Source organism: Microbulbifer thermotolerans, assembly GCF_900112305.1.
GTDB lineage: Bacteria > Pseudomonadota > Gammaproteobacteria > Pseudomonadales > Cellvibrionaceae > Microbulbifer > Microbulbifer thermotolerans.
This window is the reverse complement of record NZ_FOKT01000005.1, coordinates 1-15,718: the sequence shown is the minus strand read 5'-3', so window position 1 is coordinate 15,718 and position 15,718 is coordinate 1. Positions and strand designations below refer to the sequence as shown.

The window sequence follows — 15,718 nt, the reverse complement described above, 5'->3', positions numbered from 1 at the left end:
TATATCAAGCCCGTGCTCAGTAGACGGCGGCTCTTATTCACCGATGAGCAGTTGTTAACTCGTTGACTTTAAACGGCGTAGTGATAAAACTTGGAGCCACATCAACAAAAAGATAACTGAGCATCTTGCTCGTTTAACTCCTGAATTCAAATCGAGCTGTAGGTTATCTCATTGATTTCAATGGAGATTTTCCAGCGTGTGGTATTGCGCGCCTGTGAACAAGAGCCAAGATAATATAGAGCCACTGGACTGTGAATAAAACTGTTAGGCAGTATCGTCTAATTTTAAAAGGATGAAATACAGCAATGACTGCTACTGTTTTGAAGGACGTATTACTATCGAAAAATCAGATAGAGAAGTATTTTGATGGGCAGGTCCCAATCAATTTATGGAGGGCGATGAACGTTAAAGCGAACAAGGAGCCCTTCGAATTTGTAGAGGAACCGTATATGTTATCTAATGGTCGGCCTCGGCCAGCAGATATTAAAATAGAAAATGTCGGGAAGGAAAAGTGGGTAAAGGTCAAAGAAAGACCGCGAGGCCTAAGTACCTTTGACAAGCCGGGGCTTCCTAAAGGAAAAAATTGGGAATATTTTCGAATTCCTAAAGGCACAACACTACCTTATGGGCTTGCCATAGTTAAAGATGAGTATAATTCGCGCTTTGATGCAACCCATTATACAATTGCCCCAGCTTTTGATATGCCATTGTGGCGGTTTAAGATGTTGCTGAACTCACTTGCGCAAGACTTAATTAAGGAAGCTGTATAATGGAAATACCGAATACATGGGCGCCTTTAATGCTCTCCGCAGTTAGGGATGCAGTGTTATACACTGAAAGCCTGTTAAATAGTGAGACAATTCGGGATCGATCCGACTATGAAGAACATCATTTACAATTAACACAGTTTCTGGAGTACCTAAAATCCGAATACAAATCTATAGAGGATGAGGTTGGTCTGCCTTTAGATAAGATACTTTAGATTGCCTAACAAGTGAATTAAGCCGACCGCTAAAGCGGCGGCTTATCCAAGGCGTTATGCGGCAAGAGCATGACTAGAGTAATTCAGTTATTCTTAGTATTCACCTTTAGTGGAAAGGCATTAGCAATTGATATTTATTGTGGCGATCGAAAATCACTCGATAGAGTTGATATTTTGAATTCCGCATATGAAGCAGCAAAAGTCGTATTTTTGGCAAATGTTGAAGCAGAACACTTAGATGGACCACCTCATCTTAGGTGGCGTTACTCTGCTATTTCTCCAATATTAAAAGGAGAGGTTGCGCGAGAAGGCTACTTTTACCTAAGTGCGGAGCCATGCAAAAGTCCGGACCTTTCAGAAAATGCGGTATTCTTAGTTTTCCTGCAAGATCAACAAGAAATATTAACGTCAGAAAATACATTAATGGTGGTTTACAATCGTGGGAACGCACATGAGGGCTGGGCTTTAGAGTGGGCTAAAAGTAAGGTGCATAACAATGCCAAGCAGTAAAGCTCCGGGCCTTCGGCCCTCCGCGGGACGTCCAACGCTGTTCACATATTGTGCGGGTCGCTGCGCTCCCATTTTCGCACAATACGTGCACAGCATTGGCCGCCCCTGCTGACGGCGTTATGTAATCATAAGAGCTAAAGTGCAATGAAAAAGTACAGACTTAGAATGCTGATTATTTGGTGTGCAATTGTAGTCGTGTACTGTTTGTTCGTCCTGACTACAGAGTATGAATTTAAGCTCTTAGAGCTAAGCGCTATTACCAATATCTTCCTACTGATAGCTCTATTCAAGGAAAGTGGCCCCCAGAAGGTCGAAGATCCGGTAAGTTTTGTGAAATTTTCAGGTGGAAAAATAGCATTTTCCGAAGTGTCCATCCCTGTCAATAAGGTTCAAAAAGTAGCCTTAGAAGTTGTTGAGAATGACTGCTATTTTACTCTTCCTTATAATCAGATTGAGCCAGGAAAATTTCCTAGCTTCGTATTCCCGGCCAAGAAGTTTGAGGAATTCAGAAGACATCTTCTTTCTGGCCTTGGCTCAGTGGAAATAATTACATAACAAACAGCGGCAGAGCGACAGCCAACACTACGCACTTTTTATGTTACTCGCTGTCGCTCAAACATTAACACAAAATATGCTCCGCTCTGGCTGTGCCTGCGCTGGGCGTTATATGATAAAAGGCAACCAATGAATAAAGTTATAATTATCTCTTTTATACTATCAATATTGACTTCTGCGCCATCATTTTCAGCGAGTTTTAATTGTAAAAAAGCAGGTAACGATGCTGAACATTTGATATGCTCTAATCATTCTATTAGCTACCTAGATGAACACCTTTCAGATGTTTATAAATCCTTAATAAAGACCCTTTCTAACAATTCAGATGAAGTTAGAAAAGTGAGAGAAGAACAAAGAAAATGGATAACGCTTAGAAATTCTTCCTGTCGTATTGATATTGAAAAATGTAAATCTACTTATAAAGAGCGAATTGAACGCCTAAGAGATACTTTGTCAGGTTTTATTAATGAACCAAACTTTGTGATTGATCGTCAATCTTGTCGGGCAAGCAAAAATCAAGATATAATTATTCGTTGTATTGAATTATCTGCATATGACCCTTGTGAAGATTCAGGTGGGAAGTGGGGCGCAGCACAGTGTGGCTGGGCTCATAATAAAATAGCAGAGAAAAAAATTGAAGCTATCGAAAAGAAGATTAGGAGAGATTTAGAGCTTACTCCTGAAGGGAAAAGCCTTATAAGTAGTTTTGACAATTCTATTACTTCTTGGAGAGATTATAGAGAGGCATATTGTAAACTCACAAACCAAATGAGTGATCTAGATAATTTCGATAGCATACACCTTAGTCTCGCTTATTGCTATCGTCGTACAGCAGAACAAAAGTTATCTGAACTTATGCTGTTAAGCAAAAATGGACACCCATAAACAAAAATTAAATAAACAAAAAAATAAACAAAAATGGACACCCATCAATTGAAACATTGATGGGAAAGCTGCTGCACTCTTAGTCCGCTGCTGCCAGAGCTTGCTATTCGGGTAAGTAGAGCCTGCGTCCTATGTGAAATTTCACCAAACAGCTTTGTTGTGGCGCATCAGTCCTTCGCAGAAGCCCGCGATGGCGTTTTTCCGTGACAGGAAAAATTTTAGGAAGTGATCTACGGGGATAGGTAGCGCTCGCAGTCGCGGATACCGTGAGACCAGCGCCTTCCGAGTTGCTCAGAGGCGCTGCGCACCAAGTGCGCAGCCAACCAGAGACTTGAAGCGGCTTTCGAAGTTACGGTTCAGATAAAGCCAATACCGCGGGTCGATCTGTAGCCGTTCGAGAATCGGCGGCAGTTGTTCATCGATCGCGCCGCGCTTGTCTTCACGAAGGCAACGGCCACTCCAGTCGACCAGCTCCAGATAGTCCTGTAACTGAAACGGCGGTCCTATTGGCATCGGTTCTCGTGGGTTACCAGCGAAGGGGAAGAGTTCTTGTGGCTGTTTGCCATCCCGAGCTGCTGATATACGCCGTTGTATGGAAGTGTGGTCTGAGGTTTCGGGCGTATCAGCCATTTTGGCCCGGATAGGGTTCAGATCCACATAGGCCATACAGGCCGCCAAGGCCCGTTCGTCGAGCAAGGCCTGAGACTTAAATCGGCCCTCCCAGAAACGACCCGTGCAGCCATCTTCCTGATTGGCTTGCCGGGCAATAGATTCATTGAGCATCCGCATAAACCAGCTGATATCCATTAGCCTTGCTCGCCATTCTGCAGCCATCTCCTCCAACCGCGCAAGTTCCGCACCGTTCAAGGCTTCGTTGCGGGCAAAACGTTGGGATAGCGAAGATCCTTTAAAGAGTTGATGCCAGCGGTCCACCACCTCACGTAACGTCCAGGCTTCAGCCCGTGCTGCATTGATATGCAGGACCACATGGTAGTGGTTGCTCATGACTGCATAAGCGCAGATATCCAGCGCAAATACCTCGGCCAATTCCAGCAGGCGATCTTCGATCCACTGCCTTCGGTGTTCGAAGCAGCGCCCGGAGCGCTCATCCTTGCCACACAGGAAAGCGCGGCGCACGCAGCGGGAGACGCAGTGATAGTAGGGCGTAGCTTCGAGAGAGATCAGGGATTTGCGCGGGAGTCCCATTTTGGCTATTCACCCAATTGTATAAATGAACAGTATTTTCTGTGAGATAAGAAATGTTGCAATATGGGTGGCGTCGAAAGCTTTTTATTTTGTGGGTGTCCATGAATCAGCAATTTTGTGGGTGTCCATGAATCAGCACTTGAAGGTGATGGCCATACTTGGTTAGCTCTAGACTACAGCGATTCCCTAACTGATCCCAAAGTTATTGTCACAGAGACTGATGATGGTAATAGCCTCGTGGTAGCAAATACTTTTAAAGAGTTTTTATCAAGCCTCCTTCAATATGAAGAGGTTTATGATTTAGATGGTAATATAATCTACATTGAATAAATCACCTAACAAGTCAAATCACGCGGACGTGGCAAAGCTGTCATCTTTTGTGCAAAAAAAACGCACAAAAGCCGCCAACTTCACCACGCCGGTGTTTGAGGTGTTATGTGTTACCAAGGAATTAGAGAATGTCTCTAGTTATAGGAATCGGAAAAGATTCAAAATCAATGGAATACAAACTGGCTTTTGAACCAGAAGTTTTTTATTGGGTTATGGGGCCTGAAATAGATCATCTAAGCTCAGTAACCGGAAAATACATTGATCTATATGATGGAGTTACGTTCCAGACTATTGAGTTGGTACATCTTAAAAGGCTCATAAAAGATGTGAAAAACAGAATTTCATCTAAGCCCGAATATTGGCAAGAGTTTGTCGGCAAACAAACACACCCTGAAGAAAAAGATTTATACACCAAAGTGAGCAAATCCAAGGTGCTGGAGTTTATTTCACAGTTCGAATCAATTGTTGATGAAGCCGAATCAAAAGAAGTAGGTGTCGTGTTCGATGGAGACTAAAGCACATAACAAGTTGCCCAAAGCCATTCGCTTCGCTCACTTGGACCTGGCGGCTATGCCGCTCGGCCCTTTAGCAAAACGTTATGTGTCATAGTTCTATGAAAAAAATAATTACGAAAAGTGTATTGATAGCAATTGTGATGGGTCTGGCTACTTCCATTATTGTTACTGTATTCCTCAATCAAGGGGTTACTTATACTTCCGATGGATCTTGGGTTCATGAAAGCGGGATCGCGCTATTTATCAGCAATTGGAAAGAGGCTGCTTCCGTTGTGGTTTTGCGGATTATGGTGGTGGCTCTATATTTGGCTGTCCCAGTTTTTTAGGTTGTTTATGGTTGGGGGTATCCCTTGGCTGTGCAAGCAGCGACACATAACCAATTTAGCCATGTCCGCCTTCGGCTGGACCTCCGTTCCGGTATTTTTTATGCTGTACGCTAACGCTAATATCAAAAACACCTCCACTACGGCCCATGCTAAAGGGCGTTATGTGTAAACCATGAATCAAGACCTTTATGTATCATATATAGGAGCTAAAGCCGTAGTCGTAGCTTGGGTTGGTTCCGTACTAGGCCCCATCTATATTTATATGGGGTGGGGTGATTATGAAAGCTGGCCAATTTATGTGGGCTTAGCTCTAACCGTAATATCTCTGCTTTCAATCAGGGATGGACTAAAGGCTCTAGAGAAAAATATATATTCAGATTTTGTAGCGTATACATTGGTTACAATATTAATCCCAATCGTTGTCTTTGGTTATTATGCAATCACTTAAACAATTCAGTATAAAACACATAACAAAAAAAGTCACGGCAATCCAATACTCTCCACTTGAGTTTTGTGCGCCAAAATACTCGCACAAAGTTCAAGCTCCGGTATTGGGCGTGCTTTAAGCGTTATATTACAGCGGAGATAGAATGACGTACGATCAAGCAATCGAACAATTAAAAAGTTGGATTGCTAAAAGTAATGGAGCAGCTATCCATATTGGCAAAAACGTTCATTGCGAATTCCACCAATTTAAAGTCTACTCAGATGAAGAAATCGCTTCCGCAGAGAAGGCGTTGAGTTGGCGGTTTCCTACTGAGTTTAGAACGTTCATGAAGGAAATAGGTAATACATGTTTGTTCAATGATCCACAGCTTGGCTTAGGCATTGATATTTTTACTCTTGATAAAATTATTAAGACTCATGAAGAGCTCAAAACTATGGACGAAGAAGAACCTATCACTGACCTTTTTTGTATGATAGGTGTATCTAATTCAATGGGCGACCACATTGGATTTACCATGAATAGAGAAGGTCCAAATAATTTTGACATTTATTGCCATGAGTACCCAGTTTTTGAATACGTAAATGTTTCTACCGAAATAAATTCATGGCGTACTTTTAAAAATTGGCTTATAAAAGTGGTAGAAACATTAGGTGAAGAAATAATATAACAAAATGTGCTGCGGAATTTTTCAAGCTCCGGCTTCGCCTCCACTTTAAAAATCAGCAGACCTTGGCGCTACATTACTCTGGAGATACTGAGCTAACGTGAAAAAATTAATAAAGTGGGTTCTGGGCATTTTTGGTGTAGTGGCTGGAATAGTCACCGTGCTGTTTACTCTATCCGTATACAGAGCCCCAAAACCGAATGATTTGATCTCATATCACACCAAAAACTTTAACTTCAAAATACCTTATCGTTTCGTGGTTCCTGGTACGCTACCAAATCAGTCGCCAGCAGAAGGCTTCGATACAGAAGGGCCGGATATTTTCATTTGGTTTAACGGTGCTTATACAAAAGAGCATATACCAGAGTTTAAACTGAAAGGTGGTAAAGATGATCGCTACTTTCGAAACATTCATGTCACCTTGTCTGATGGTTCAGAACAAGAAATGACTGAACTCTGGAGCTGGAACAAAAGATTCGAGCCGTTATCACTATCCGGAGATTTTGAGAATGGTTTTGTAGAATACGACGATGACTTGGGACTCTACCGTGTATTTCGTGAGCATGAAGGGAAAAAACTTGGTGGGTTCTGGGATCTCGTTACAGTTAAGCCAACAACAGATTATGAACCTAGCAACAGTTACAAAGGGCTTTGGGTTGGTAGTTGCTACCAAAATGCAGACGGTGTAGAAACGAGTTGCTCGTTTATTGTAGATGTTTTGGGAATGTATACAAAAATATCTGCCACAGAAGACGACTACCTACGTCTTAAAGAAATTAAAACAATGGTAGCGACCCACCTTCAAGGTTGGGAAGCAACCACAATGTAACAAGCGCATGCAGTCGGATCAAAATATTCGCTATGCTCTCATTTTGACCGCTGATGCAGAGCGTTATGCATCATGAATGAGAATCTGAAGAAGCTAGTAAGCCCCGGGGAATTCACCGACGATGAATCGGTTGAACTTGCAGCTGTAGATCAAAGTTTTCTTCCCGGCCCAATTTTGGGGTTGCGTGTCAGAGCGCCTATGGTCTCGACTTTTATCCTACGGAGCTGCATACGAATTACATTTTCAGAAGATTGTTGAGCCAATAATTGATACTGTTTTTGATCCCGAGCAATGTGAGTCATTCAGTGAAGAGCTTGAATTTCTTATGGAGGTAACAAATGACCAAGCATTTTCGGACGCCTTGTTAGCTATTCATGCAGAAGCAGAAGTCGAAAAAGTTATTAATCAAAAACAAATGCGTTTTATAATCAGCCCCACGTAGTAAAAAATGCCATAAAAACGTAGTCAGTGCGGCACTTTTTGCATGCCGGTCGCTACGCTGGCATACAAAAACCACCTACAAAAACGCGCCTGCTACGGGCGTTATACCTTTGAACTATGAAATACAAAGATTTAAAGTCAATGTCTCACAACTTCAGCCACTCATTCGTGAGTCTAATGAATTATATTGATGATGGTTACGTTGTTGATGATTTGATTGTTATGGCACGGGAAGTCAAGGGTGAAACCATTTCGATTCAATGGATTCCGAGAATAAACTACGACTCATCGAATTTTTCAAAAAGAGTTCGAAAGTCCATAGCGACATACTAGGATTGGCTGCCCAAGCACTTAGCAAGCCACGGCGTTGATGCAAGTATTATCACGGAAATGCGTACCGATATATTTAGTACTCCATCACATCAAATATGGGTTAAAGCCTATTTGAAAGACAATAGAGGAAAGGAGTATGAAGCGTATGTCAGCCACTAGGCATAACAATCAGCGGCCACCCATTAATTGAAACATTGATGGGAAGGCTGCTGCATTCTTAGCTCGCTGTTGCCAGAGCTTGCTATTCGGGTAAGTAGAGCCTGCGTCCTATGTGAAATTTCACCAAACAGCTTTGTTGTGGCGCATCAGTCCTTCGCAGAAGCCCGCGATGGCGTTTTTCCGTGACAGGAAAAATTTTAGGAAGTGATCGGTGGGGATAGGTAGCGCTCGCAGTCGCGGATACCGTGAGACCAGCGCTTTCCGAGTTGCTCACAGGCGCTGCGCACCAAGTGCGCAGCCAACCAGAGACTTGAAGCGGCTTTCGAAGTTACGGTTCAGATAAAGCCAATACCGCGGATCGATCTGTAGCCGTTCGAGAAATTGAGCACCCGCATAAACCAGCAGATATCCATCAGCCGTGCCCGCCATTCTGTGGCTATCTCCTCCTGCCGAGCCAGTTCCGCAGCGCTCAAGGTTTCGTTGCGAGTAAAAACGCTGTGAGAGCGGCGAGCCCTTACAGAGCTGATGCCAACGGTCCACCACCTCGCGCAGCGTCCAGGCTTCAGCCTGCGCAGCATTGATATGCAGTACCACATGGTAGTGGTTGCTTATGACAGCATAGGCACAGATATCCAGCGTAGTAGGGGGTAGCTTTGAGAGAGATTAGGGATTTGCGCGGGCGTCCCATTTTAGCTATTCATTTACTGTATAGATGAACAGCATTTTCTATGAGGTAGAGAATGTTGCAATACGACTGGCATCGAAAGCTTTTTATTTTATGGGTATCCATGAATCAGCCCCCAGAAAACGGTGAGTTGATCAGAGGTTCCCTAACCTGTCATTCTGAAAATTTCTACACTTCTTGCAGCTTGAAGGTTAAAGTATACTAGCGTAAATTTATATCTTTGGATAAGAGGTATGCGAAATTCTCCTTTGGGGCACGATAAACGTTTATAAAAGAAAAGGAAATTTATCATCGTGAATATTAATATTGCATTGCTTGGCCAGTTTATTGTTGTTTTTGCGATCTTTATTGGTATTGTTAGCTACTTCCTTGGCCGCAGGAAAACGGAGACTCCTGTACTTGCAGCATTCCTTGGTGTCATTTTTTCAATAGTTCCTATATTTGGGCTAGCATATGTCGTAATTTTTATGTTTAAACGAGATATAGATAGTGGTAGAGAAGCAGGTGTGTAACTTTCATTTTCCTGACTAAGCTCAGTACCCAGGTGCTGTGCACCTGGGGGTATTCAAAATTCTGTGTCAGCCAAATCGCCTCATAGACTGATGTATTTCTCCAAGCGTTCCGGGTAGTGGATCGCCAGCTGTGAAAACAAAAACAAAAATGGACACCCATCAATTGAAAAACCAAGTCTGAAACAGCCTTTAAATAGATCAGCATCACACAGCAACTGTGGCAAGCATCACATCCGCAATATAAAGTTCCACTCTGACCCGAATTTTAAAACTTGATTATTAGTTTGTAATTTTCCAAAATCGGCCCGCTTTTACTCAAAAGGAATTGCAATGTATGGACACAGTATCAGCGGCAAGAAATCACAAGAATACGATCCAAACCCTAAGTGGCACTATTGCCTCAATTGGGCTAGAGCAATCGGGAAAAAAGGTAGCCGGCTCCTTGATTACTCCTGCAACTTGGGCCTTGAACTATGCGGCAGAAGGCAGTAAGCCGGGAGCTGTTGATATTGGCCTTTGGGCAACCGGATTCGTATCCGCGCCGGCCGCAATCACTACCAGCGTAATTAAAGCCGTGATGGACGACGATACCCAGAGAAAGCTATCTCATGTCCGCAGCAAAGAGCCAGCCAAGTATGCTAAATTTATCCACCCATGCAGCAATTACGGTTCTTCCGCACCTGAAATTGTCGCGATGTCAATAGCTAACAAAGGGGGCACAGCTTGGATTAGCAATATTGGCCTATGGGTATACATTACCGATGCCAGGGGTAACCTAGTCGCCGACTATCAACCTCTAGACTTCCTGAAAATATACCGCCCCAAAAAACCTTATCAGGCAGGACTGAGCGGCGGATTTAACTGGGAGGTGATAACAAAATGATTAAGCTTAAATACGTAGCGGTGTTTCCAATTCTGGTATCCTTATGTGCCTGCACTCCAAAAGAAGATCCAAATTCTGGTATTGAAAATAGCGATTTTGATATATTTTGCGATCAATTTACGAGGCTTGTAAATGCAGATGACTACTCCGAATTGACAGCGCAAGAGCGTGCTCTGAAACTGGACACCTTTTTGACCGAAAAGCTTCCGCCCTCTAGTAATGCCTATCAAGCATGGATGGCTATTCAGAATGCAGCGGCTGACCAGCGCTCCATGCTCTATAAGGATGCAGCAAGAAGTGCTGGACACTCAGATTGGAGTTGCTTGGCAGTAGAGCAATACGGAAGCCAGGTCGGTTCGCATTAAAGCCAAGCGGCAGGTGTAGTACATATTGCTGTTTGGCGTTTCTTTGAAATTTTTGTGGACATTATCAACTCTAAGACTTTTTCCTCAACTACTTTGCTGTCATTGGGAATAATAAAATCTACGGCAATGGATCTTTCGCCTCTCTGAGACCTCAGCCAATGCCACCGTTTCGAAACCCCATCGGCAGACAAGTACTCAACTCTGATAAAGCACTCTTTAACTTGTGCAGACTTACTACACTGATAATCATACCTGGAGGTTGGCTTGTTAACCTCCAGAAGTTCGAGCATATTAGAAACATAAGTAGGCGTATCAATATTCATTCCATCCAGACAATTTGGCCTTACCTCAACAACTCCGGCATCACTATTGCCATAAGTTAAGTATTCATGTCCAGATGGTAGTTCGCCCTTACGCCAGCCTTCAAAAGCTCGAAATTCAATACCGACTTCGGAAAACTTAATCGACTTATCCAAAGTGCCTGCTTGCTGCTTCAATACTAATGGAGGTTCGCCATTAAAAAAGCCACCTTTTTCAGCAAGCCACTCTTTAACTTTTATATCAAAAACATATGTCACCAGTAGAGCAATAAAAAATATCGAGCAGAGACATAGAGTTTTTATCGGGTGAGATTTTTTATTCCACGAAGAAAGAGAAAGTCCCACAGCACCAAGAGCCACCAACATTTCAAGCAGGTATTTCCCCCAACCTTCCACAGGAAATACTCTATTCCAATAAGCGATATATTGAACAAAAAAGAAGTAACAGATTCCCACAATAGCAAATACGTTTGCCCTGTAGAGACTGTCATTCCTAAGCTGCTTTCCATTCAGAGCAATAAAAATGAATAGTAATAGAGTCAGGGAATGCATGGCGCCTTTCTTTTACATGAATTATGCTGATTTCTGGTGTACTGGTAATGGCAACCCAATTTCTTCCTTGTGCAAATGCGGGCTCCGGTATCCAAAGTAACTGTGTAGCCGGTGAATGTTGCAGAATATCACGATGTAATCAATGATATCTGCCCTCATTTCTCCCCTACTCTGATAACTGCGCCAGTAAATGCGTTCTGATTTCAGTGAGCCGAAAAGCAGTACGGGCGTCGCTCCCAAATCGCCATGCTCTGCGCGTCGCAAACCAAGGCGACTGTCAGCCGCTTGCCAAGCGAACAACCCACGACTTTGCGCGAGTAAAGGTCGATTACCACCACCAAATGCAGCCCCCCTTCCTGTGTCCAGATATAGGCGATATCTCTGGCCCACACGTGGTCCGGCTCCTCTACTTTGAAGTTGCGTTCCAGCCAGCTGGGAAAGATCGGCTGCTTGTGATTGCTGTTGAATACTATGACCAACCGACGACTCCCTTAGGTATGACCGGAACTCTTTGCAAGCTCCTGGATCAAGTCCTGCTGTTCCCGCTGGTTCTCGCTATCAGAAGACAACTGTGCACGACGTTGCCGGCCATAAAAACCGCTACGACTTACGCCCAGTAACCGGCCCAACATGCCGGCGTCCATACCGAGACTTCTACCGCTGCCGCACTCATGTATCCCTGCTCCGCGACTAACCGGACGGCATCCTGCAGGAACTCGGAGGTATAATTCTTTCGTGTCTTTTTGGTCATCTCACACCTCAGTTCAGGGTATTATTCCTTAACTGGGGTGTCGGTTACTATTAGACCGACTAGACCACCTCACCTAAATTCAGGTTAAAAATGTTAGAGACACCAGGCTTAACAAGTTTTCCGGGAGCAGACCTAGCCACAGCGCTGAAGCTCCACCTGTGCGGCTGTCCCACAGGGCAAGCGGGCTTTATGGGAGGCAGGAGACCTCGGCTGTGACAAAACTCAAAACCCTGCTGTTTCTGTCCCTGGCGCTTGTCGCCGGCTGTACCAATGTAACCAGCGATGCCGCCAGAAGCGTTTATCCTGTGACTGGATCTTCCCTGAATACAGAAGCACTGTTCTCTGCCGCCAGTGACTTCTTTGGAGAGCGGAGCTACCGCTGTGACCGCGAGCGTGAGGGCGGGATTCTCCGGTGTTACAGGAAGCTCAGGGATCTGTATATTCACCAGACGAGAGCTGAGGTGATGGTTTTGCCGGATGATGAGGTGCACGCCCATACCCTGTATACGAACCGGTGGGATGAGGGGTTGATTCCGGGGGAGCTGATTTCCAAAGAGTATACAAATCCGGATGTGCTGGCGTTTTGTGAGCATCTGAAGGCGCAGGCGCTAGGGGAATGCCGGTTGCAGCCTGAATCCGGTTGATCAACCCCTAAAAGGAAAACGGAATGCCTCTACGGTGGGGGATTGCAGACATCATTGACCAGCGCTACAGGCGAATCATATTCACTGAGAAGAAAGCCGGAGCATGTTGATGCTCCGCCGGAAAGGCGCACACCTGCTCCCTGTCTTTTTTCTGCTGGTGGCCGTTTCAGGCCCGGGTTCTGCCGAGATTTACAAATGGGCGGCGGGCAGCGGCTTCCCGGCCCGGGAAACGGGCGTTACGGTGCGAACATTGATCAGGCCAACATTCAACCCGACACCAGCGAGCAGTAACGACTGTCTTATGATTGCATGCAAAGAAACAGCAGGCATTCCGGAATGAAAGCTCCGTTCACCCTGCGCCCCTACCAGCAGGAAGCCGTCGATGCCACCCTGCGGCACTTCCGGCGCTCGGATGAGCCTGCCGTTATCGTGTTGCCCACCGGAGCAGGGAAAAGCCTGGTGATTGCGGAGCTGGCGCGTCTGGCCCGGCGCAGGGTTCTGGTGCTCACCCATGTCAGAGAACTGGTGGAACAGAATCACGGTAAGTACCAGAGTTACGGTCTGACCGGGGGCATCTTTTCCGCCGGCCTCAAGCGCCGGGAAACCCGGCATCAGGTCACTTTCGCCAGTGTGCAGTCCGTGGCGGCGAATCCGGAGCTGTTCCGGAATGAGTATTCCCTGCTCATCATTGACGAATGCCACCGCGTCAGCGGTGAGGAAGGCAGTCAGTATCAGCAGATCATCACCCTGCTGCGCCGGCAGAACCCCTCCCTGAAAGTGTTGGGCCTCACCGCCACTCCTTACCGCCTGGGGCTGGGCTGGATCTACCGTTATCACTACCGGGGCTTTGTCCGCAGTGAGGAACACAAGCCCTTTGTGCACTGCATCTATGAGCTGCCGCTGAGTTACATGATCAACCGCGGCTATCTCACCCGACCCCAGCTGATTGACGCGGCGGTGGCGCAGTACGATTTCTCGGCGCTGCCGCAGAACCGCTTTGGTGAATACGCCGAGGCGGATGTGAACCGGCTGCTGAGCCGGCATCCGCGGGTGACCCGGGCCATTATCGAACAGGTGGTCGAGCTGGCCGCCGAGCGCCAGGCGGTAATGATCTTCGCGGCAACGGTGGAGCACGCGCGGGAGATCACCGGCTACCTGCCGCAACAGCAGACGGCCCTGATTACCGGTGAAACCGGCCAGAAAGAACGGGACCTGCTGATCCGCCGCTTCAAGCAGCGCCAGCTCAAGTATCTGGTGAATGTTTCCGTACTCACCACAGGCTTTGATGCGCCGCATGTGGACTTTATCGCCATTCTCCGCCCGACCCAGTCGGTGAGCCTGTACCAGCAGATGGTGGGGCGCGGTCTTCGCCTGGATGACGGCAAGAAGGATTGTCTGGTGATTGATTACGCAGGTAACGGTATCAACCTGTACCACCCGGAAGTGGGAGAGAAAAAGCCAGCCCCGGACTGGGAGCCGGTACAGGTGTTCTGCCCGGCCTGCGGCTTTGCCAATATCTTCTGGGGCAAAACCGACGTAGATGGCCATGTGACTGAACATTACGGACGCCGTTGCCAGGGCCTGCTGGAGCCGGAGGAAGACAATGGCCCGGGCGCGCAGCACAAGCGCCCGCAGCAATGCGATTACCGCTTCCGCTTCAAGGAATGCCCGCAATGCGGCGCCGAAAATGACATTGCCGCCCGCAACTGCCACCAGTGCCGCAAGGCCATCATCGACCCGGACGACCAGCTCCGGGACGCCCTGAAACTCAAAGACGCCATGGTGATCCGCTGCGCCGGCATCAGTATCAGCACCAGTGACACCCGACTGACGATCACCTATCACGGTGAAGACGGAGAAGAACTCCGCGAATCCTTTGACTTCTCCAAACCCACCCAGCGCAGCGTATTCAACCGCCTGTTCGGCCGCCGCTTCGCCAATGGCCAGACCCTGAAAACCTTCACCGATATTGAAGAAGTACTCGCGCAACAGGCCCACCTACCGGCCCCGGATTTCGTCATCGCCCGCAAACAGAAACGCTACTGGCAGGTGCAGGAGCGGATTTTTGACTATCTGGGGAATTATCGCAGGGCGAATGAGCTGTAAGTGTATGGCGTAAAAGCGGTTGCTTGAGATCCTGGCGGACAGGCATGCGGTTTTGGGTGAAATGAGTGTTCTGGTGAGGGAAGGAAAAATACGGAGATGAGCTATTTTCCGGAATTGGGTATGTCGAAGTAGCTATGTTTTTGAAGGCTAAGGAGAAAAGCCGATACTCCCGTTTTATGGGGATCAGATTTTTGGTAATAATGAAGTATGCTATCTAATTGTTGTTAGAAGCTATTTCATAACTTCCTAAGCGCGATCAGCATGCACGCAATATAGAAGAAGGCCCTGTAGATGGTTACATGCCTTTCCCAGCGAACAACAAGTCGGCGGAAGTTACCAAGCCAAGCAAACGTTCGCTCAACCTTCCAGCGGCGCGTGTATCGTCGAAGCTTTCGACCATCCTGCTTAGCGGGCTTCTTTCGATTGCTTCTATGTGGGCAGATCAAGTCTATCCCTTGCTTAGCCAAACGGTCCTGCAGAAGATCTGAGTCGGCCGCCTTGTCATACACCAAGCGTTGTATCTTTGTCTTCCCATACGTAACTTCAAGCAAAGGTTCAATCAGTTTGACTTCTGCTGGTGAGGCCGAGGTAATGGTGCTTCCAAGTGGAACACCTTCGCCATCGACCACCACCATCCACTTTGAACCCTTGCCGCGCTTGGTTTTTCCGACCTCTGGGCCCCTTTTTTTGCTGAAGCAAAGCTTCCGTCAGAAAACA

General features: G+C 46.3%; 21 protein-coding genes and 1 pseudogene. 16 read left to right on the top strand and 6 right to left on the bottom strand.

The genetic code is table 11. The features are described 5' to 3' along the window. Positions 1-305 precede the first annotated feature (305 nt). The 4 genes from BM155_RS08930 to BM155_RS08915 all read left to right on the top strand — a co-directional run bounded on the left by BM155_RS08930 (position 306) and on the right by BM155_RS08915 (position 2,932). Positions 306-770, top strand: coding sequence for a Tse2 family ADP-ribosyltransferase toxin (locus tag BM155_RS08930; RefSeq protein ID WP_067155610.1), 465 nt, complete (start codon positions 306-308; stop codon positions 768-770). 281 nt (positions 771-1,051) lie between these two features. Then, a complete protein-coding gene (locus BM155_RS17035) occupies positions 1,052-1,492 on the top strand; it encodes a hypothetical protein (protein WP_139223197.1) in 441 nt (146 codons plus the stop codon). Positions 1,493-1,636: 144 nt separating this feature from the next. Further along, positions 1,637-2,047, top strand: a complete 411-nt coding sequence (locus BM155_RS08920; protein WP_067155617.1) for a hypothetical protein — start codon at positions 1,637-1,639, stop codon at positions 2,045-2,047. 129 nt (positions 2,048-2,176) lie between these two features. After that, positions 2,177-2,932: a lysozyme inhibitor LprI family protein gene (locus BM155_RS08915; protein ID WP_083421134.1), complete on the top strand. Its 756-nt coding sequence runs from the start codon at positions 2,177-2,179 to the stop codon at positions 2,930-2,932. A 291-nt stretch (positions 2,933-3,223) separates the two neighbouring features. Here the strand turns inward: BM155_RS08915 and BM155_RS08910 are convergent, their stop codons facing one another. Further along, positions 3,224-4,138 (bottom strand): transposase, encoded by a 915-nt coding sequence (locus tag BM155_RS08910; RefSeq protein WP_254773160.1) that lies wholly within the window; start codon positions 4,136-4,138, stop codon positions 3,224-3,226. Between the two features lie 117 nt (positions 4,139-4,255). On the opposite strand from BM155_RS08910, the gene BM155_RS17030 reads away from it, so the two are divergent. The 6 genes from BM155_RS17030 (at position 4,256) to BM155_RS17415 (ending at position 7,692) form a co-directional block, all read left to right on the top strand. After that, positions 4,256-4,468, top strand: a complete 213-nt coding sequence (locus BM155_RS17030) for an SMI1/KNR4 family protein (RefSeq protein WP_139223196.1) — start codon at positions 4,256-4,258, stop codon at positions 4,466-4,468. 128 nt (positions 4,469-4,596) lie between these two features. Further along, the gene (locus BM155_RS08905) at positions 4,597-4,983 is read left to right on the top strand and encodes a hypothetical protein (RefSeq protein ID WP_139223195.1); all 387 of its coding nucleotides are present in this window, start codon (positions 4,597-4,599) and stop codon (positions 4,981-4,983) included. A 98-nt stretch (positions 4,984-5,081) separates the two neighbouring features. Beyond that, complete coding sequence (locus BM155_RS17025; RefSeq protein ID WP_139223194.1) at positions 5,082-5,309, top strand: hypothetical protein; 228 nt, start codon at positions 5,082-5,084, stop codon at positions 5,307-5,309. 590 nt (positions 5,310-5,899) lie between these two features. Beyond that, on the top strand, positions 5,900-6,424 hold the full coding sequence (locus tag BM155_RS08895; protein WP_067155629.1) for an SMI1/KNR4 family protein: 525 nt from the start codon (positions 5,900-5,902) through the stop codon (positions 6,422-6,424). A 97-nt stretch (positions 6,425-6,521) separates the two neighbouring features. Continuing rightward, a complete protein-coding gene (locus BM155_RS08890; protein WP_067155632.1) occupies positions 6,522-7,250 on the top strand; it encodes a hypothetical protein in 729 nt (242 codons plus the stop codon). Between the two features lie 184 nt (positions 7,251-7,434). Continuing rightward, a complete protein-coding gene (locus BM155_RS17415) occupies positions 7,435-7,692 on the top strand; it encodes a hypothetical protein (RefSeq protein WP_217641476.1) in 258 nt (85 codons plus the stop codon). A gap of 761 nt (positions 7,693-8,453) precedes the next feature. Here the strand turns inward: BM155_RS17415 and BM155_RS17020 are convergent. Next, a complete protein-coding gene (locus BM155_RS17020; RefSeq protein ID WP_217641475.1) occupies positions 8,454-8,777 on the bottom strand; it encodes a hypothetical protein in 324 nt (107 codons plus the stop codon). A 384-nt stretch (positions 8,778-9,161) separates the two neighbouring features. Here BM155_RS17020 and BM155_RS08880 point away from each other — a divergent pair, with 384 nt between their 5' ends. The 3 genes from BM155_RS08880 (at position 9,162) to BM155_RS08870 (ending at position 10,628) form a co-directional block, all read left to right on the top strand. Next, positions 9,162-9,380: a hypothetical protein gene (locus tag BM155_RS08880; protein ID WP_067155638.1), complete on the top strand. Its 219-nt coding sequence runs from the start codon at positions 9,162-9,164 to the stop codon at positions 9,378-9,380. A gap of 334 nt (positions 9,381-9,714) precedes the next feature. Then, complete coding sequence (locus BM155_RS08875) at positions 9,715-10,263, top strand: hypothetical protein (RefSeq protein ID WP_074902629.1); 549 nt, start codon at positions 9,715-9,717, stop codon at positions 10,261-10,263. After that, entirely contained in the window at positions 10,260-10,628 is a 369-nt protein-coding gene (locus BM155_RS08870) for a hypothetical protein (protein ID WP_074902625.1), read from the top strand. The genes BM155_RS08875 and BM155_RS08870 overlap by 4 nt, the downstream gene beginning before the upstream one ends. Here the strand turns inward: BM155_RS08870 and BM155_RS08865 are convergent. The 3 genes from BM155_RS08865 to BM155_RS17010 are packed head-to-tail and all read right to left on the bottom strand — an operon-like array spanning position 10,625 to position 11,979. Next, entirely contained in the window at positions 10,625-11,500 is an 876-nt protein-coding gene (locus BM155_RS08865; RefSeq protein ID WP_074902622.1) for a hypothetical protein, read from the bottom strand. The genes BM155_RS08870 and BM155_RS08865 overlap by 4 nt on opposite strands. A gap of 21 nt (positions 11,501-11,521) precedes the next feature. Further along, a complete protein-coding gene (locus tag BM155_RS17805) occupies positions 11,522-11,659 on the bottom strand; it encodes a hypothetical protein (RefSeq protein ID WP_367888681.1) in 138 nt (45 codons plus the stop codon). 44 nt (positions 11,660-11,703) lie between these two features. Continuing rightward, a complete protein-coding gene (locus BM155_RS17010; protein ID WP_074902615.1) occupies positions 11,704-11,979 on the bottom strand; it encodes a DDE-type integrase/transposase/recombinase in 276 nt (91 codons plus the stop codon). A 484-nt stretch (positions 11,980-12,463) separates the two neighbouring features. Between BM155_RS17010 and BM155_RS08850 the strand changes: the two genes are divergently transcribed. From BM155_RS08850 to radD, 3 genes are all read left to right on the top strand, one after another. Beyond that, positions 12,464-12,895, top strand: coding sequence for a hypothetical protein (locus BM155_RS08850; protein WP_139223192.1), 432 nt, complete (start codon positions 12,464-12,466; stop codon positions 12,893-12,895). A gap of 103 nt (positions 12,896-12,998) precedes the next feature. After that, positions 12,999-13,235 carry a hypothetical protein gene (locus BM155_RS08845; RefSeq protein WP_139223191.1) on the top strand — a complete coding sequence of 79 codons (237 nt, stop codon included), beginning with the start codon at positions 12,999-13,001 and terminating at the stop codon, positions 13,233-13,235. Next, positions 13,232-15,001: a DNA repair helicase RadD gene (radD, locus tag BM155_RS08840; RefSeq protein WP_074902608.1), complete on the top strand. Its 1,770-nt coding sequence runs from the start codon at positions 13,232-13,234 to the stop codon at positions 14,999-15,001. The genes BM155_RS08845 and radD overlap by 4 nt, the downstream gene beginning before the upstream one ends. Positions 15,002-15,237: 236 nt before the next feature. On the opposite strand, the pseudogene BM155_RS17800 reads toward radD, so the two are convergent. Next, positions 15,238-15,666 (bottom strand): annotated as a pseudogene (locus BM155_RS17800) (IS5 family transposase); the annotation flags it as partial. Positions 15,667-15,718: the final 52 nt, after the last annotated feature.